Source organism: Allorhizobium sp. GW101-3B10 (assembly GCF_059424725.1).
On the sequence record NZ_JBWKZR010000001.1, the window covers coordinates 3820564 to 3838503 of the forward strand.

Consider the following 17940-nt stretch of genomic DNA (forward strand, 5'->3'; position numbering starts at 1 on the left):
GAGTCAGGATGACCCCTATCGTGCCAGCCTTTATGCTTTGTTAACCTTTTGCAATCCGAAGAGGTGCGCGAGCAGGTCGTTCTGATCATTGACGGTCCAATCGCCGGCGAGGCCGAAGCCTTTTCTGAGCCAGAGCATCGCTTCGAAACCGGCAATAGTTCGGCGTGCCGTGTTAGAGCCTGACTCGAAAAGAGTTCAATAGACATGGTACCTTGCGAGCCTTCGGGTGAGAATGCGGATGTGGGCGATGAGCATCCAGGCTTCAGCGGAAGCGATTGATTTCTCCCAATCCTTGGCCAGTCGCCTGCATCTGCCAAGCCAGGCGAACCTACGCTCCACGACCCAGCGACGCGGCAGAACTTCAAAGCCTTTTGCTTTGTCTGTTCGCTTGACGATCTGGAGCGTGAACTTCGCAACCTTGTGCAATGCGCCCCGCAGTGTCGGACCGGCATAACCGCCATCGACAAAGATGTGCCTGAGCCACGGCCAAGTGTCTGACGATGGCTTTGAGAGCCGCCGCGGCACCATCGCGGTCTTGAATGTCAGCACCGTGAACGACGAACCCCACCATCAAACCGAGCGTGACGGCGACGATGTGGCGCTTGCGGCCTTTGATTTTCTTGCCCGCGTCATAGCCCGCAACAGAACTGGCTCTCAAACAGGGTCTTCAACATCGTCGCTCATTGCTGCGATGCCTGGCGCAAGCTCGAAAGCCAGCCGGGGCGCATCATGTCCATCGGACACAGAAGATGGGCGAATGAGTTATGATTAGTGAGGAGCCGTATCAACCTGGTCGTCAGCGCCATCGTCCACTGGAATACCGTCTATCTCGGCCGAGCAACGGCTCATCTGCGGCAGCAGGGCCGGAATATTCCTGACGCGCTGCTGAAGCACGTCTTACCGCTCAGTTGAGAGCACATCAATCTCAACGGCATCTATTCCTGCGATACCGAGCAGCAGATGTTGGAGGGCTTCAGACCCTTGCGACTTCCCGGAAAAATCCTTCGGGCGGTGTGATGTTCATGGTTCGTACGACCTTAGCGCACGATTTTGCACTGCTCTTGTTTCGACCCTGCTAGCCATGACCGAGCCCTTGCTGACAGCCTACGAAGATGGCCTGCGCGCATTGGCCAGGATCGAGAAGATGCTTCTGGGGATCGTTAAGAATGACAGGATATGCCGCTTGCTGATGACAGCCTCTGGCGTCGGACCTGTGACCGCATTGACATTCCGGACCACAGCTGATGCCGTTCACCGTTTCGACAGATCAAGGTTTGTTGCCGCGGTCTTTGGCCTGACGCCAAGGGTCCATTCATCTGGTGAAACAGAGCAGATCGGCCGTATCACCATGAGCGGGGACAGCATGGTCAGAGCCATGCTGTACGAGGCTGCGAACAATGGCTGTCCCGCTTCACCGAAACCCGCAGTTTTATGGTGAAGTCACAGGTAAACTCCAGCTGCGCATCAGAAACGCCAGTATTTCGATTGCGTGATCTTCTGGCGTTCCCACCGTGGTATCTAGTCGAAGTTCAGGATTTCCCGGCACCTCGTAAGGTGAACTGACGCCGGTGAAGTTCGCAAGCTGTCCGGCAAAGGCCTTCTTGTAGAGACCCTTGGGGTCGCGTTCGGCGCAGACGCTGATCGGCGTGTCGATGAAGATCTCGATGAACTCGCCGTCCGGCATCATGGCGCGCGCCGTTTCCCGGTCGGCGCGGAACGGCGAGATCAGGCAGACGAGGACGATCAGACCGGCATCCGCCATCAGTTTGGCCACTTCCGCCGTGCGGCGAATGTTTTCGACGCGATCTTCGGCCGTAAAGCCGAGATCCCGGTTGAGGCCATGGCGAAGATTGTCGCCATCCAGCATGTAGGTATGGCGCCCTTCGGCCGTCAGCATCTTCTCCAGCGCATTGGCGACGGTCGACTTGCCGGCCCCGGACAGCCCGGTGAACCAGAGCACCGCAGGCCGTTGTGCCTTCAGTTCGGCGCGAACCTTCTTGTCGACCGACAGCGACTGCCAGTGAACGTTGAGCGCTCGGCGCAGCGGATGGTCGATCATGCCCGCCGCAACGGTGGCATTGGTCATCCGGTCGATCAGGATGAAGTTTCCGGTCACCCGGTTTTCGCTGTAGGGATCGAAGGCGATCGGTGCCTGCGTGGAAATGTTGCAGACGCCGATCTCGTTCATCTGCAGGATCTTCGACGCCTCGTGCGCGAACGAGTGGATGTCGATCTGGTGCTTCAGTGTCGTAACTGTCGCGCTTGTCGAATGGTTCTCCGTCCGCAGAATATAGGAGCGCCCCGGCAGCAGCGGGCTCGCATCGAACCAGATCAGCTTGGCCTGGAAATGATCGGCAACCGTCGGGCGGTTGTCGGGCTGCGAGAGGATGTCGCCCCGCGAGGCATCCACCTCGTCGTCCAGCACCAGCGTCACGGCCTGGCCCGCTTCGGCAGCGGCAAGGTCGCCGTCCATGGTCACGATCCGCTGCACACGGCTGGTCTGCCCCGATTTCGCCAGCACGATGTCCTCGCCCACCCGGATCGATCCGGAGGCGATTTCGCCGGAAAGGCCGCGGAACGTGTCGTCGGGCCGAGAGACGAGCTGGACCGGAAAGCGGAACGGTCTGGTGGTCAGGTCCTTTTCGACCTCCACAGTCTCCAACTGCTCGATCAGCGTCTTGCCCTCATACCAGGGCATGCGGGAGGATCGGGTGCAGACATTATCGCCGAAGCGTGCCGACAGCGGGATGGCGCAGGCGCTTTCGAAGCCCAGCGTTTTCGAGAAGGCGAGGTAATCGGCAACAATCGCGGAAAAGACCGCTTCATCGAAATCCACCAGATCGATCTTGTTGACCGCAAGGATGATGTGGCGGATCCCGAGGAGTGAGGCGATGAAGCTGTGGCGCCGGGTCTGGGCGAGAATGCCCTGGCGCGCATCGACAAGCACAACTGCCAGATCGGCCGTCGAGGCGCCGGTTGCCATGTTGCGGGTATATTCCTCGTGTCCGGGCGTATCCGCCACGATGAACTTGCGCCGGTCCGTGGCAAAGAACCGGTAGGCGACGTCGATCGTGATCCCCTGTTCGCGTTCGGCTTCCAGACCATCGACGAGGAGCGCAAAGTCGATATTGCCGCCCGTGGTGCCAAAGCGCGTGGAATCGCGATCGAGCGACGTCATCTGATCGTCGAAGATCGTCTTCGTGTCGAAGAGAAGACGGCCGATCAGCGTCGATTTGCCGTCATCCACGGAACCGCAGGTGAGGAAGCGGAGAAGGGAGTTCTGACGGGTCGCAGCTGCCTGCAAGAAAACGGTCGCCATCAAAAATACCCCTCCTTCTTCTTCTTCTCCATCGAGCCTGCCTCGTCGCTGTCGATCAGTCTACCCTGGCGTTCGGAGCTTCGCGCGCCCAGCACCTCGCGGATCACGGCATCCAGCGTGTCGGCGGACGATTCAATCGCGCCCGTCAGCGGGTAGCAGCCAAGCGTGCGGAAGCGGACCAGTCTCTCCTCGACGACCTCGTCATCGCGAAGCGGCATCCGCTCGTCATCGACCATGATCAGCGTGCCGTCCCGCTCGACGACCGGGCGCCGGGCCGCAAAATACAGCGGGAGGATCGGGATCGCCTCCTGCTGGATGTATTGCCAGATATCGGCTTCGGTCCAGTTCGAGATGGGAAAGACGCGGATCGATTCGCCAAGCGACACGCGCGTATTGTACGTCTTCCACATCTCCGGCCGTTGTGCCTTCGGGTTCCAGGCGTGCTGGGCATTGCGGAAGGAAAAGATGCGCTCCTTGGCGCGCGACTTTTCCTCGTCGCGCCGTGCTCCGCCAAAGGCGGCATCGAAACCATGCAAGTCGAGGGCCTGCCGCAAGCCGAGCGTCTTCCAGACGTGGGTATGCAGGCTGGAGCCATGGGTAAACGGGTTGATGCCCTGGGCAATCCCGTCCGGGTTCTGGTGAACAAGGAGATCGATGCCGAGGCGTTGCGTGATCTCGTCGCGAAAGCTAATCATCTCGCGGAATTTCCACGTCGTGTCGACATGCAGGAAGGGAAAGGGCGGCTTGCGGGGATAGAAGGCCTTCATCGCAAGGTGCATCATCACCGAGGAATCCTTGCCGATCGAATACAGCATCACCGGCTTGGAAAACGTCGCCACCACCTCCCGCATCACGTGAATCGATTCGGCCTCTAGATGCTGAAGATGGGAAAGGGTCATGATTATAGTGAGCCTCGCTGATCTGCTTCTTTGCCGTGAGCGTCCGGCGAACGTATTTTAGTGGGCTTGATCGGCCGAAGCTATAGGCCGAGCTTAACCTCATCTGCCATGACACGCTCGATCATTTCATGATCGCATTGCTCGTCGACGAGGAACTGGCGGATTCCGCCGTCCCATGTCCTTATGTCGGCGAGTAGGTTTTGACGTTCGTCAATTCCATTCTCGGTTATGCCCTTCGTGCCATCTTTACTGCCGTCGCTGACGTAAACCAGGCCGCCCTCGGAGAGGCTGTCCGAGTTGGCGGTCACATCCTCGATCAGTTCGAGGTTCTCGCCGATCATGCCGGCGACTTGCTTCAGCGTGTAGATAGATGAACCTCGTGTCCCACCTTCGTTTTTTTGCGGCTCGACTACTTATGTTGATCCCGCGCGCGCGGCCATCTTTGTCCACTGTTGGAAGCTATAGCCGTCGCAATAATTCTCCTCGCCGGAACTCGGAGCGTAATCGGCTTCCGGCGACGGCATCCACCCTGCCACCATACAAACCTCATCAACAGGGAATAGACGCTGGGGTGACGAGGCCGGGTTCTCATCCTGCTGGTCACCAGCTAACCAGAAACACGTGTGACGCATTGAAATGAGTAAGGCCAGCAACATCAAAAGGATCAGCAACCGCAATCGCTGATGACGTTTTCGCGCCGCTTCGATTTGACGACGTATTCCCTCTAGGCGACGACGATACTCCTCGTCTCGCTCGCGCGGCCGCTTCCGTCAGGCTTCGGTTTCATTCCAGGTTTTTTGTGTTCCTTCAGTAGTGGGTACATGTTTCATGGCGTTCCTCCTATGCAGGAAGACTCAACTGACGTGATGCAAGAGACAAATTTCGGTTGGCCGGTTCTGAGACCCAAGGACGATCAGCACTTGGTCTGCTCGACGCTGGTCGGGGCTGCAAAGGGTAGGCCAAGTGCGGGTGATTGTGATCCTGACGGGGCTACACGAACAATATCCGATGCGCCGCCAATCGAAATTGTACCAGGCAAACAACTGGAATACTTGAGAGATTTGGTGGAGCTAAGCGGGATCGAACCGCTGACCTCTTGCATGCCATGCAAGCGCTCTCCCAGCTGAGCTATAGCCCCAAACCATGGGTCCGGCAGTGCCGGTTCCGGGAACCTGCCGAACAACCTGTCCGGCGGGGTGGCGGCTTATTACTTCCGGTGGTCGGAGATGGCAAGCCGAAAATTGCAGGCTCGGAAATTTTTTCGTTTTTTCCGAGCCTGATAGCGTTCGATCAGACTTCGTCGTCGTCGCCGGTGACGCCGATGATGCCGGTCATGTCGTCGTCGTCATCGTCCTCGTCGGCTTCGAGGAAGGTGTCGTCGTCATCGTCGTCGAGTTCGACGTCGTCGTCGCCGATATCCGGGATGTCGTCATTGCCGTCATTGTCGTCCGCATCCTCGAGCGAGACGAGCTCGACCTCGGTGTTCTCGGTGTCGACTTCGGCGACTTCCTCCTCTTCGGCCTTCTCCATGATCGTGGCGACGGAGGTCTCCTCGAAATAGGAAAGCGGCCAGGATTTGCCGGTGTAAGGCGATACGACCGGATCCTTGTTCAGATCATAGAATTTCTTCCCCGTGTCCGGGCAGGTGCGTTTGGTGCCAAGTTCTGCTTTCGCCACTGTCAAAGCCTCTTGAAGTCCTGAAGAATATACCGGCGCGTGCGGCCAATCCGGTCTTTACCCGGTCAAACTGTTAGCGGGTCCCCATAGTCGTTGCAATCTCTTCTGTCAAAGGCAAACTTCGCACCCACCCGCCGGGCTTTTTGACAGCCAAGGGATGACCCTATAACCGCTTTGTGTTAACGAGCGCGAAAATGATGCCGACGACACCGGTATGGAGCTCCCACAAGACGTTCTGGCGCTTCGGAAGACGCCCATCAGAGGATAACGCGCATGTCGCACGGAGCCCTGCGGAAACCGGACGCCGCGCGAAATGTGCCCGCCCTTTCCGGCATGCGATCGCCATCGGCTCCCGGACATTCAGGGACCTGATCGCCGGACTCGGTGACAATATGCAAGTGCAGGAAAGCAAGGCCGCATGACCAATTCGTTCATCATCGCCATCGACGGTCCGGCCGCTGCCGGCAAGGGAACGCTGTCCAGGCTCATCGCCGCGCATTATGGCTTTCATCACCTCGATACCGGCCTTACCTATCGCGCCGTCGCCAAGGCGCTGCTCGATGCCGGCCTGCCGCTCGACGACGAGGCCGTCGCCGAACGGACCGCACTCGACATCGAGCTTGCCGGCCTCGACCGCTCGGTCCTGGCACAGCATTACATCGGCGAGGCCGCGTCGAAGATCGCCGTTATGCCCTCCGTGCGCCGTGCGCTGGTCGCCGCCCAGCGCAAGTTCGCCGCCAAGGCGCCGGGCACGGTGCTCGACGGGCGCGACATCGGCACGGTCGTCTGCCCCGACGCGCCGGTGAAGCTTTACGTCACCGCCTCGCCCGACGTGCGCGCCAGGCGCCGCTACGACGAGATCGTCGCCGGTGGAGCCTCTGCCGATTTCGACGCGGTTTTCGCCGACGTGAGGAAGCGCGACGAACGCGACATGGGGCGCGCCGACAGCCCGTTGAAACCTGCGGACGATGCGCACTTGCTAGACACGTCGGAAATGAGTATAGACGCGGCATTCCGGGCGGCCTGCGAACTCATCGATGCCGCCTTGAAGAAAGATTGAACTGCGGAACCCGGCTCGCCGGGGTCCTCGATCAAACCAGCCGATACGATCGTCCCCGCGCCGGACAGCCCTTTGAAGGGCGGACGATCTGTCAGGCTTCGTACAACTCGAACCCCCGGCGCATACCGCGTCCTTTTTTGGATGCGTTTAGGAGATTTCATGTCTGTTTCTACTCCCTCGCGCGACGATTTCGCAGCAATGCTCGAAGAGTCCTTTGCCAAGACCGATCTGGCAGAAGGCTATGTAACCAAGGGCATCATCACGGCCATCGAGAAGGACGTCGCGATCGTCGACGTCGGCCTCAAGGTCGAAGGCCGCATCGCGCTCAAGGAATTCGGCGCGAAGGCCAAGGACGGTTCGCTGAAGGTCGGCGACGAAGTCGAAGTCTATGTCGAGCGCATCGAAAATGCTCTCGGCGAAGCTGTTCTGTCGCGTGAGAAGGCTCGTCGCGAAGAAAGCTGGATCAAGCTCGAAGCCAAGTTCGAAGCTGGCGAGCGCGTCGAAGGCGTCATCTTCAACCAGGTCAAGGGTGGCTTCACCGTCGATCTCGACGGCGCCGTAGCCTTCCTGCCGCGTTCGCAGGTGGACATCCGTCCGATCCGCGACGTGACCCCGCTGATGCACAACCCGCAGCCCTTCGAAATCCTCAAGATGGACAAGCGTCGCGGCAACATCGTCGTTTCGCGCCGTACGGTCCTCGAAGAGTCCCGCGCCGAGCAGCGTTCTGAAATCGTTCAGAACCTCGAAGAAGGCCAGGTCGTCGACGGCGTCGTCAAGAACATCACCGACTACGGTGCGTTCGTCGACCTCGGCGGCATCGACGGTCTGCTCCATGTCACCGACATGGCATGGCGTCGCGTCAACCATCCGTCGGAAATCCTGTCCATCGGCCAGCAGGTCAAGGTTCAGATCATCCGCATCAACCAGGAAACCCACCGCATCTCGCTCGGCATGAAGCAGCTCGAGTCGGATCCGTGGGATGGCATTGCCGCCAAGTACCCGGTCGGCAAGAAGATTTCCGGTACCGTCACGAACATCACCGACTACGGTGCATTCGTCGAACTGGAGCCGGGCATCGAAGGCCTGATCCACATCTCGGAAATGTCCTGGACCAAGAAGAACGTTCACCCCGGCAAGATCCTGTCCACCACGCAGGACGTTGACGTGGTCGTTCTCGAAGTCGATCCGTCCAAGCGTCGTATCTCGCTCGGCCTCAAGCAGACCCTCGAGAACCCGTGGCAGGCCTTTGCCTACAGCCACCCGGCCGGCACCGAAGTCGAAGGCGAAGTCAAAAACAAGACCGAATTCGGCCTGTTCATCGGCCTCGAAGGCGACGTCGACGGCATGGTTCACCTCTCCGACCTCGACTGGAACCGCCCGGGCGAACAGGTCATCGAGGAGTTCAACAAGGGTGACGTGGTCAAGGCTGTCGTTCTCGACGTCGACGTCGAGAAGGAACGCATCTCGCTCGGCATCAAGCAGCTCGGCAAGGATGCCGTCGGCGATGCAGCCGCCTCGGGCGACCTGCGCAAGAACGCCGTCGTCTCGTGCGAAGTCATCGGCATCAACGATGGCGGTATCGAAGTGAAGCTCGTGAACCACGAAGACATCACCTCGTTCATCCGTCGCGCCGATCTCTCCCGCGACCGCGACGAGCAGCGTCCGGAACGCTTCTCGGTCGGCCAGATCGTCGATGCCCGCGTGACCAACTTCTCCAAGAAGGATCGCAAGGTCATGCTGTCGATCAAGGCTCTGGAAATCGCTGAAGAGAAGGAAGCCGTCGCACAGTTCGGTTCGTCCGACTCGGGCGCTTCGCTCGGCGACATTCTCGGCGCGGCTCTGAAGAACCGCGGCGGCGAATAAGCCCCGACACCGCTGAAATGAAAGAGCCCGCCGGTCATCGACCGGCGGGCTTTTCTTTGGGATTTAGGAAGCGCGGCAGGCGCGCCGTGGCCGCAGGTTGACTCAGGACCAGCCGGCCATGCGCCAATAGAGGTCGTTCGGCGTTTCGCCCTCGACGGGAGCCCCAGTCGGGTCTTGCTCCTGGTCGTCGACCAGGGCCTGCTGCTCGGCGGTCTCGTCAGACATCTCGCCTTCGCTCTCGCCTGCATCCGCGCCGCCCTCGCCGCTTTCGCTGCCAGAGCCTTCGGCATCCTCTCCACCGGCCTCGCCTTCCTGGCTGAAGCGGTGCTTCAATCCCTTCTGCTCGGCAATGTCGTCGGCGGCAAAGAGATAGTTGACCAGCGGCAACGGAATACCTTCACGACCGGCGACCTGCTGGCGCAGCAGCGCGGTCTCGGCATCCGGCAGGTCGTGGGGCGCGTCTGCCCGTTCCGGCAACGGCTCCGCGCCTGCGGGATTGGCGGCGGGATCGTCCAGCTGTTCGAGCGCCGCGGCGTCGTGATCCGCCGGGGACTGCGCCTCTTCGGCGACGGTGTCACGCTCATCGGCTTCAAAGGGGAGCGCGCCCGGCTCGTTCTCGTCCGCAGCGTGGTCAATGCCGGAGAAGCCGAGCAGCCGCGCCGGATCGGGGAGAATGTCCTCCGGCACAGGCATGGGCGCCGGGATCGCCGCCTCGACGTCGCGGGCCGCGTCTTCCTGCCAGCCCTTCAGGACGAAAAGCGTCTGCGTCTTGTCGCCGGCGTTTCCGTCGCCGTCCATCGCCGGGTTCTGCGTGGTTGCAGGATCGGACTTGTCGGCGCGCGATCCCGTTTCGGCATGGGTGGCTTCGGCCGTGATGTCTTCCCCGGCGTTAGGCACTGCCTCGAGCATGACGCGGGCACTGGACGCAGGGGCGTCGGCCGCGCGCGCCACCAAGACCTTGGCGGCTGCCGGCTCGCCGGCAATGTCAACGTCCCGGTGAGGCTGGCGATCATCGGCGATCTCGATCGTTTCACTCGCCTCAAGCGGCGCTCCGGCGGCCAGGGGCTCGACGCCGGCATTGCGGCTCACAGGCTCGGCGCCATAGGACATCGTTGCCTGGAGGGCCCGTGCAGCGGCGAGCTTCAGCATCTTGCGCGACTGCTCGTCCTGCATGCTGAACAGCCGGCCCTTGGCGACAGGCGCCATCGGATCATCGATCGTATCGCCGCCGATCAGTTCCGGGTCTACGGCGGTCTCGGTGAGCGGCTGCGTCCCTTGCTCGGTGCGAAGGGGCAAGGCTGTCGCCGGTGTCGATGCCGCCGGAGCACCGGCGCTCGTCCGTCCGGGCACCGTCGGCGCTGACGCTGGAAGGACGTTGGCGCGCGTCTCTCCGCCATTCTGGCGATAGGAGGTCACCACGGTCCGGGCGGCGAGATCCTTGTCCTTGACGCGATACAATTCGAGATAGATCGAAAGGGTCGCGGCTTCCGGCCCGACCGGATTGCGGAAGGCGTCCATCAGCGTGCGCAATTGCAGGCCGCCGAACATCTGCGACAGCTGGCGCTGTATCGACTGACGCATCTGGGGCGTCAGGTCGCCGAGGGCCTGGACGAGACGTCCGGCATAGGCGCTGAGGCTCTCCCCGTCAGCCCGCTCCATGCCGAGGCGGCTGCCCAGCAGGTTGACCAGGATGGCGAGATTGTCCGACATCCGCTCCTGGCCCGTCAGCAGCAGAAGGTTGAGGCGGCCGGCGATCGCGGCGTTTTGTTCCAGCCCGTTTGCGGCCTGGGGCAGCGCTCCCTGGGGCCTGGCATGGGTCTCGGTCGCGCCGTCCTGCGCGGCACGCGGATCCTGGAAGGCGATGGACGAATTGGCGACGGCGTTGACCGGAGGCAGCATGGCAGCTCCCCATCCTGCAAATGGCTGAAGAATCACTGGCAATTGCGTGCCGCTCATGCGACCGGATATTTCCCGTCGAAACCGACGGAGCCCTCACGAAGGCATTTGCCTTATCAATGATCCCGTATCCTGCGACAGAAACGTTAATTATGCGTTAACCATATTTGCGATTAGGCGCCTTGCCGCTCCAAGAGGGCTCACGTACAGCTTTTGACCAAAGCAATTCCCGCCCGTGCGGGTCTTGACGCCCCCCCGACAACCGATCGCCGGATGCCGCACGATGAACAACCAGAATCTCATTCTGAACACCGACAGCTACAAGCTCGGGCACTATCTGCAATATCCGGAAGGCGCCCGGGCGATCTCCAGCTACATCACGACGCGCGGCCATTCCTCACGGCCCGAAGTGATGTTCTTCGGCCTGCAGATGTTCCTCAAGGAATATCTCGCCAAACCGATCGCCATGGCCGACATCGATGAGGCCGAGGAAATTGCCGCGCTGCACGGCCAACCCTTCGACCGCGCCGGCTGGACCCGCGTCCTGAATGCTCATGGCGGATATCTGCCGCTGAGGATCGAAGCCTTGCCGGAAGGGATCGCTGTTCGTCGCGGCGTTCCGGTGGTGCAGCTGGCGAATACCGATCCGCAGCTGCCATGGCTCACCTCCTACATGGAGACGGCACTTTTGCGCGCCGTCTGGTATCCGTCGACCGTGGCGACGCTGTCGTGGCGCCTGCGCCAGACGATACAGCCCTTTCTCGAGCGGACCTGCGATCAGGCCGATGAACGCATGCCGACCATGGTCAGCGATTTCGGCGCCCGCAGCACGACGAGCCAGGAGCAGGCCGCCATCGGCGGGGTCGCCCATCTGGTGCATTTCCACCTGTCGGATTCACTGCCGGCCATCCGCCAGGCCCGCCGCCACTATGGCGCGCTGATGGCGGGCCGCTCCGTGCCCGCCTCGGAGCATACGACGATGACCGCCTGGGGGCAGAGCCGCGAATCGGAGGCCTATGCCAACATGATCGACCGCTTCGGGCGTTTCGGTGCCTATTCGGTCGTCTCCGACAGCTACGACCTGCACAATGCGGTTGCCGAGATCTGGGGAAAGACGCTGCAAACCAGGGTGCGGGCCGCCGGAGCCACCCTGATCGTGCGCCCCGACAGCGGCGATCCGATCGATACGCCGGTCCAGGTTGTCGCCCAGCTCGCCTATGCCTATGGCACCCGCCTGAACGGCAAGGGTTTCAAGGTGCTCGATGACCATGTGCGGGTCATCCAGTCGGACGGCGTGACGTTGCAGGACATCCAGATGATCCTCGGTCGCCTGGAAGGCATGGGCTTTGCCGCAGAAAATGTCTCCTTCGGCGTCGGCTCGACCTTGTTGCAGAAGCTCAGCCGCGACACGCTGTCCTTCACCATGCTGGCGAGTGCCATTGAGGACGACAGCGGCTCCTGGCACGATATCGGCCGGCGGCCGGCAAATCCCGCAAGGGAGCGTCCGCTCGCCTCCGGCAGGCAGGCCGTCATCCGGGAGGGGACGGATATCCTCGCCTTGCCCCTTGCCGAACTCGGGCGGCGCGAAAATGTGCTGCAACCCGTCTGGCAGGACGGGCGGCTCCTGAAGGATTGGGGTTTTGCCGAGATCCGCGCCCATGCCGATGCGGCGATGCAGCGCTAGGCCTCAGGGCGAAACGTTCCGGAACATGCGGTAGAGGCCGTTGTCGTCGGAATTGACCGCGGAAATCTCGTCCGAACGGTCGGCGCGCGGTTCGGAATGGTCCTTGCCGAGGGCATCGAGCCAGTTGGCCGGAACATGCGCTTCGGGGACTTCCGCCGGCGCGTCAAAATCATCATCATCCCACTGGATGCCGACCGCGGCGGAAGGTGTCGCACTGCCGGCCTGCTCGAGCCATTGGCTGAAGATCTCGCCGACAGCGGCATCTTCGGCGACGGCGCGGACCTCGGTCTGCGCAGGAGGCGTGCGGGTTGCCGCCTCTACAGGTTTTGTCGATGCTTCCATCATGGCCGCATTCATGTCTTCGGTCGTCAATTCTTTGGAGGAACAGGATGCGCCGGATTCGTTAACAAAACCTGCCGAGGCGCCTGGTATTGCCTGAACCGGCAGGAAGCCCCATGTTTTTGGCAGGACCACAGCGCGACCGGATGACATGAGCTTTCGCCCACCCTCCTCCTTCACTTCGTCCAGCAATACGGCGCTGCTGGCGCTCGACTACGAACTGGCCGCGGAGAAGGCCGATGCGCTCGGGCGCGCCGGCAGGAAGGTCGAAGCGGCTCTCGCCGCGCTGGCAAAGGCGAAGGCAGAGGGCGCGGCCACGGCGCATTGCACGCACCTGGCGGACGAAGCCGCGGAGTTCGTCTGGGCGCTTCTCGTACAGCGGGAGATCTGCGGCTTCCGCAGCCAGGCCGACGCCGTCGAGCGCTACCAGATCCCGCACGACGTGCTGATCAGGGTGGGCGTCGGGCGTCGGAAGGCCGAGCCCTAATCCCGGGTCAGGCTGCGCGCTTTTCCTTCAGGAAGGAATAGATCCCGGATTCGTCGAGATAGACCGCAACAATGCCGGAGGCCTCGTTGTCGTTCGCCGCGTCGGCGACATCGGCATCCAGTTCCGCCTCGCCGACGGCCTCGGCTTTGGCGGCCTCCTGTGCCTCGCGCAAGGTCGGGCCGGCCTCGAGCGGCACGCTCGTCTCGCCATCTTCCGCGCGCGGGGTGGCGGTCTCCTCATCGGTCGGTACCGGCTCCTGCGTTTCGACGCCGGCTGCGAGCACCTGCAGCATCAACGCATCGGCGGCGCGTGACGCCTGCCCGTCTCCATCACTCCCGGTGGCTCCGTTCTCCCGCGATTCCGAAAGAGCCTCGTGCATCTCCTGGACGTCCTCCAGCTTCTTGGAGGCTTCGGCCGCGAGGATGTCGGCGTCGCGCTCGGCGCGCGTCTCGGCATCCTCGACCCTGGTCGGGTCCCATCCCTGAGGGCCGGCTTTCAGCTCTTCCAGCGATTTCGGATCGGCGGTGTCTTCGAGACGCTGCACGATCTTGGCGATCTCGACATTGCTGTGCTTGCCGTCGCCGGAACGTTTCTGGAGGGCGGTTTCGAGTTTAGTATCCTCGTCGCCATAGGGGTTCTTGATCGCCGCGACCAGTTCCGCAAGCGAGATGCCCAGTTCGTCGAGGGCAAGCTTGTCCTTGAGATCGATGGCGGAGGCCGGATCGAGCGCTGCGATCGCATCCTCGATCGCCTTGCCATAGCCGTAGGACGAGCCGAAGTCGTCGCGGCTGATTCCCAGTTCCTTGCCGAGCTGGTCCATCAGCTCGACCTTCTGCTCGGTGACGCTCTTCGCGCCGCCGTTGAAGAAGGCTTCGGCGATGTTTTCCCGCGCACGCCGGGCTTCTTCGCTGGCCGAGATCCGTGCCTCGACCATCGGATCGTTGGTAGTCTTTCCGGCGCGCTTCTCTTCCTGCTGCTTGCGCCGTTCCTCGATCTCGTCGAGCATCGACTGCATGAGGCTAGTGGCGGCCTGGCCGAAAGCCTGTTGTGTCGGAAGCAACATCGCCTTGTCCTTTAATCGGCGCACGGAAAACAACCGGAAGTCTGCCTCCGGATGTTTAACGGCGCGTAAAGGACGAATGACCAGTAAGCGGGATCAGCTGTGGGCGAAGATGTCGGTTTCTTCCCAGCCGAGCAGATCGAGCTTGGCGCGCGTCGGCAGGAATTCGAAGCAGGCTCTGGCATGCTCGATCCGTCCGTCGCGCACAAGCCGCGCGGTCTGCTTGTCGCGCAGGGCATGCAGGTAGAGCACGTCCGAGGCGGCGTATTCGAGTTGCGCCGGCGACAGCATCTCGGCGGCCCAGTCGGAAGACTGTTGCGCCTTGGAGATGTCGATCTCCAGCATTTCCTTCAGATTGTCCTTCAGGCCATGGCGGTCCGTATAGGTGCGGCTGAGGCGCGAGGCAATCTTGGTGCAGAAGACCGGGGTGGTGGTCACGCCGAAGGTGTGGAAGAGCACGGCAATGTCGAAGCGGCCGAAATGAAAGATCTTCTCGCGGCTCTGGTCGACCAGCATGGCGACCAGATTCGGCGCGTCCTTCTGGCCGGCAGCGATGCGGATCACGTCGGCCGTGCCGTCACCCGGCGACAGCTGCACCACGCACAGGCGGTCGCGCCGCGGCACGAGGCCCAGGGTTTCGGTGTCGATGGCGATCGCCCCCGTATAGCGGGCCGCGTCGGCTGCGGAAATGTCACCTTCGTGATAGCGGATCGTCGCTGCCATCATTGTCTCCAGATCGCGATGAATGTCGTTGCGGCCGGCTATAACCGAAAGCAGGGCAAAGCACTACCGCTTTTGCCCGAGCCCTGGTGATCGCCGACTGACTACGTAGGCTACAACGTCGGCCGGCTGACGGGGCCTGCGGCCGTCAACTCGGTGAAGGCCAGGGTCTGGTCGAGATGGGCGGCCCGTAGCGCCAGCAGCTTTTCCGCATAGCGCAGGCGAACCGGGAGATAGGCCGGGTCTTCCGCGACGTTGCGCAGTTCGATCGGATCCGCCTTCAGATCGAACAACAAGGGCGGCAGTCCGGAAAAATGCACATACTTGAACGCCTCGTCACGCAGCACCGACAGGTTGCACTCATTGGAACGCAGGCCGAACTGCGCCTCCCGCGCGCCGTTCACCACGTCGCGGAAATCGAATTCGAAGAAGGCCGCATCCCGCCAGTGCTCCGGTTCGCGGCCGGCGACGAATGGCAGGAGGGAGCGGCCGTCCTGGTGATTGCGCGGCACGAGGCCAAGCCGTTCGCAGAGCGTCGGCATGATGTCGGCGGCGCTGGTGAAAGCGTCCACCTGCCTGCCGGCGGCCCCGGACGCCGCGGGATCGCGAATGACGAGCGGGATGTGGTAGCTGCCGTCGTGATAACCACCCTTTCCGAGGCTCCAGTGGTCACCCATCATTTCGGCATGGTCGGAGGTGAAGACGATGATGGTGTTGTCCCACTCGCCGCTGTCGCGAAGTGCGGCGACGATCCGGCCGAACTGCGCGTCGACCTCGGCGACCATGCCGAAATAGGTGGCGCGGATGCGATCGAGATCCGCCGCGGTCCAGTCGCTGACCGGCCCTTCGACGCCATAAACGAAGCTCGATTTCTGCTGGATGGCCATGGCGAAACGCAGGAACGAATGCACATCCGCCTCAGCGTGCCGATCGGCGGCGCGGGCATAGGCCGGCCCGTCGCCGGGCGCGAACATGCTGGCATAGGGTTCCGGCACGCAGAACGGCGGGTGGGGCCTCAGGAAGGAGATATGGGCAAACCAGGGGCGATCCTGGATCTCCCGCCAGCCGAGGAAGGCCTCGGTCAGGAATGCGGTCTGCGTCTCCTCGCTCGAATAGGCGGGCGGAGCGTGGAGGTGTTCCGTCCTGTGGACGTCGCGGGTGAAGGCCTCGGTCCGGCCCTTCGAGCGCAGCCAGGAAAGCCATTGCTTCTCGTGCTCGAGCAGGATCTGGCCGACGGTGAAGCCGGGCAGCACACCTTCGTAGCTGGTGAGTACCGGGTCGTGGGGATCGACCGCGCGCGGATCGGGCGAGACGTCGGTATAGCCGAACAGGGTCGGATCATAGCCGGCGCGGCGCGCGGCGAGCGCAATGTTGTCGAAGCGGGCATCGAGCGGCGAACCGTTCTGGCAAACGCGGTGATTCGCCTGGTAGAGGCCGGTATAGAGCGTCGCGCGGGCCGGCGAACAGGGCGCCGTCCCGGCATAGTGGCGGCGGAACAGCACGCCCTCTTTGGCCAGTGCGTCGACATTCGGCGTCCGCACCGTCGGATGGCCGATCGCGGACAGGCAGTCGCCGCGCCATTGATCGGCGGTGATCAGCAGGATGTTCGGCTTCATGCGATGCGGCTCCGGCGGGAAATCGTCTGTGGTTTCGGTCGAGGTTTCGACCGTCCGGCGCGCAGTTTCCCCGCTCCGCTGCGTTATGCAAAGGAAAAATCCGAGATTGCCGACAAGCTGGACGGGATGAAAGAGTCACCCCGCTTGATCGATGGCTTGCCGCCAGGAGAACCTCGTACAAGCATGTGCCGTCCGCCTCTGCGTTCCGGCGACAAGCGGCACGCGAATTCGCCCAAGAAATGACCAACTTAGGAAGCTGTCGGCCACTTTCGCCCAAAATTTCAAGGGATTTCGGCCAATGGGGAGGATCGAGCTGCTGCGAGCCATGCGAAAAACGCACTGCTGCGTTGCGGCAATCGAGATAGCAATCCATGAGAATCGGAATATATTAAAACCATCGAAGCGGCGCACTCCTCCTCCCAGTGCCGCCAGATAGGATCGGCAATACTCCTCCTCCTCCCAATTGCCGATCAAGTTCAAGAGCCTGGCGCACCTCCTCCCGCGCCAGGCTCTTTTCGTTTCGGGCCAAGGCCTCTGTTTCCCATTTCCGAAATTTATTTATGCCTGACATTGCTCGGCGCTATTTGGAATTTCTCCCGACTTGGAGGATGTTCCCCTCAGCGAAAGCGGAGAACCATGGTGCCAGTTTGTGGCTTCCGGCTCCGTCAAAGGGAATTCAAATGGCCGATTCAGCAAATGTCACGATCCGCGAAGCCCTGGCCGACGATGTCGGGGCGTTGCACGAAGCGCTGCTGGCGCTCGCGCGCCATACCAGCGACGAGCACAAGATCGAAAGCACGCCGGCAGACCTGCTCGCCTTCGGCTTCGGCGAACAGCCGGCCTTCGAAGCCCTGATCGCCGAGGTCGACGGAGCGTTCGCCGGCATGTGCCTGAGTTTTCCGAGCTTTTCCACCTGGCGCGGCCAGCCGGGGATCTATGTCCAGGATCTCTATGTCGACGCCACGTTTCGGGGAAGACGGATCGGCGAACGCCTGCTGCAGGCCGCCGCCGCCCGCGGATATGCCAGCGGCGCCCGCTATCTGAGGCTCTCGGTCGATCAGGCCAATCTGTCGGCCCAGGCCTTCTACGAGCGTGTCGGCATCACGCATTCGCGCGACGAGCAGATCCACATGATGCGCGGCGAACGGTTCGAAGCCTTCGCGCGCCAAGGCATGCCGGCGGAGTGACGCGCAGCGGACGGCAATCCTGGGTTCCGCGCTGCCGCCCCGCAGATACCTTGGCGAAGCGCCGCCATTGCCTGAACTCTATTGTCACTCTACCTATGCCACCGACAGCATTTCTTGCGGCAGGAACGGGAGC

15 protein-coding genes, 1 tRNA gene and 3 pseudogenes are annotated in these 17940 nt (G+C 62.0%); 7 read left to right on the plus strand and 12 right to left on the minus strand.

Going from position 1 to position 17940, the window contains the following annotated elements; genetic code table 11:
* Positions 1-30: 30 nt before the first annotated feature.
* A pseudogene (locus AC07Y0_RS18935) lies at positions 31-174 on the minus strand (IS6 family transposase); the annotation flags it as partial.
* Between the two features lie 21 nt (positions 175-195).
* Positions 196-640 (minus strand): annotated as a pseudogene (locus AC07Y0_RS18940) (IS5 family transposase); the annotation flags it as partial.
* A gap of 137 nt (positions 641-777) precedes the next feature.
* Here AC07Y0_RS18940 and AC07Y0_RS18945 point away from each other — a divergent pair.
* Both AC07Y0_RS18945 and AC07Y0_RS18950 read left to right on the plus strand, forming a co-directional pair.
* Positions 778-1017 (plus strand): annotated as a pseudogene (locus AC07Y0_RS18945) (Tn3 family transposase); the annotation flags it as partial.
* 64 nt (positions 1018-1081) lie between these two features.
* On the plus strand, positions 1082-1438 hold the full coding sequence (locus tag AC07Y0_RS18950; protein ID WP_498679241.1) for a transposase: 357 nt from the start codon (positions 1082-1084) through the stop codon (positions 1436-1438).
* Here AC07Y0_RS18950 and cysN read toward each other — a convergent pair.
* The 5 genes from cysN to AC07Y0_RS18975 all read right to left on the minus strand — a co-directional run bounded on the left by cysN (position 1430) and on the right by AC07Y0_RS18975 (position 5895).
* A complete protein-coding gene (gene cysN, locus AC07Y0_RS18955; protein ID WP_498679242.1) occupies positions 1430-3319 on the minus strand; it encodes a sulfate adenylyltransferase subunit CysN in 1890 nt (629 codons plus the stop codon). The two genes, AC07Y0_RS18950 and cysN, sit on opposite strands and share 9 nt — an antisense overlap.
* On the minus strand, positions 3319-4218 hold the full coding sequence (cysD, locus tag AC07Y0_RS18960; RefSeq protein WP_498679243.1) for a sulfate adenylyltransferase subunit CysD: 900 nt from the start codon (positions 4216-4218) through the stop codon (positions 3319-3321). Before cysD ends, cysN begins: the two co-directional genes overlap by 1 nt.
* 80 nt (positions 4219-4298) lie before the next feature.
* Positions 4299-4559: a hypothetical protein gene (locus AC07Y0_RS18965; protein ID WP_498679244.1), complete on the minus strand. Its 261-nt coding sequence runs from the start codon at positions 4557-4559 to the stop codon at positions 4299-4301.
* A gap of 721 nt (positions 4560-5280) precedes the next feature.
* Positions 5281-5356: transfer RNA gene (locus AC07Y0_RS18970), tRNA-Ala, on the minus strand.
* A gap of 152 nt (positions 5357-5508) precedes the next feature.
* A complete protein-coding gene (locus tag AC07Y0_RS18975; protein WP_028737463.1) occupies positions 5509-5895 on the minus strand; it encodes a TIGR02300 family protein in 387 nt (128 codons plus the stop codon).
* Between the two features lie 418 nt (positions 5896-6313).
* On the opposite strand from AC07Y0_RS18975, the gene cmk reads away from it, so the two are divergent.
* Complete coding sequence (cmk, locus tag AC07Y0_RS18980) at positions 6314-6955, plus strand: (d)CMP kinase (protein WP_498679245.1); 642 nt, start codon at positions 6314-6316, stop codon at positions 6953-6955.
* A gap of 159 nt (positions 6956-7114) precedes the next feature.
* Positions 7115-8818, plus strand: a complete 1704-nt coding sequence (rpsA, locus tag AC07Y0_RS18985) for a 30S ribosomal protein S1 (protein ID WP_498679246.1) — start codon at positions 7115-7117, stop codon at positions 8816-8818.
* Between the two features lie 102 nt (positions 8819-8920).
* On the opposite strand, the gene AC07Y0_RS18990 is transcribed toward rpsA, so the two are convergent.
* A complete protein-coding gene (locus AC07Y0_RS18990; protein WP_498679247.1) occupies positions 8921-10717 on the minus strand; it encodes a hypothetical protein in 1797 nt (598 codons plus the stop codon).
* 280 nt (positions 10718-10997) lie between these two features.
* Here AC07Y0_RS18990 and AC07Y0_RS18995 point away from each other — a divergent pair, with 280 nt between their 5' ends.
* Positions 10998-12398 carry a nicotinate phosphoribosyltransferase gene (locus tag AC07Y0_RS18995; protein WP_498679248.1) on the plus strand — a complete coding sequence of 467 codons (1401 nt, stop codon included), beginning with the start codon at positions 10998-11000 and terminating at the stop codon, positions 12396-12398.
* Positions 12399-12401: 3 nt separating this feature from the next.
* On the opposite strand, the gene AC07Y0_RS19000 is transcribed toward AC07Y0_RS18995, so the two are convergent.
* Entirely contained in the window at positions 12402-12929 is a 528-nt protein-coding gene (locus AC07Y0_RS19000; protein ID WP_498679249.1) for a hypothetical protein, read from the minus strand.
* On the opposite strand from AC07Y0_RS19000, the gene AC07Y0_RS19005 reads away from it, so the two are divergent.
* Positions 12889-13224, plus strand: coding sequence for a DUF6665 family protein (locus AC07Y0_RS19005; protein ID WP_498679250.1), 336 nt, complete (start codon positions 12889-12891; stop codon positions 13222-13224). The two genes, AC07Y0_RS19000 and AC07Y0_RS19005, sit on opposite strands and share 41 nt — an antisense overlap.
* Positions 13225-13231: 7 nt before the next feature.
* On the opposite strand, the gene AC07Y0_RS19010 is transcribed toward AC07Y0_RS19005, so the two are convergent.
* The 3 genes from AC07Y0_RS19010 to AC07Y0_RS19020 all read right to left on the minus strand — a co-directional run bounded on the left by AC07Y0_RS19010 (position 13232) and on the right by AC07Y0_RS19020 (position 16620).
* Positions 13232-14287, minus strand: coding sequence for a hypothetical protein (locus AC07Y0_RS19010; RefSeq protein WP_498679251.1), 1056 nt, complete (start codon positions 14285-14287; stop codon positions 13232-13234).
* Between the two features lie 93 nt (positions 14288-14380).
* Complete coding sequence (locus AC07Y0_RS19015; RefSeq protein ID WP_498679252.1) at positions 14381-15007, minus strand: ribonuclease D; 627 nt, start codon at positions 15005-15007, stop codon at positions 14381-14383.
* A 110-nt stretch (positions 15008-15117) separates the two neighbouring features.
* On the minus strand, positions 15118-16620 hold the full coding sequence (locus AC07Y0_RS19020) for an alkaline phosphatase family protein (RefSeq protein WP_498679253.1): 1503 nt from the start codon (positions 16618-16620) through the stop codon (positions 15118-15120).
* A 680-nt stretch (positions 16621-17300) separates the two neighbouring features.
* On the opposite strand from AC07Y0_RS19020, the gene AC07Y0_RS19025 reads away from it, so the two are divergent.
* Positions 17301-17807: a GNAT family N-acetyltransferase gene (locus AC07Y0_RS19025; protein ID WP_498679254.1), complete on the plus strand. Its 507-nt coding sequence runs from the start codon at positions 17301-17303 to the stop codon at positions 17805-17807.
* Positions 17808-17940: the final 133 nt, after the last annotated feature.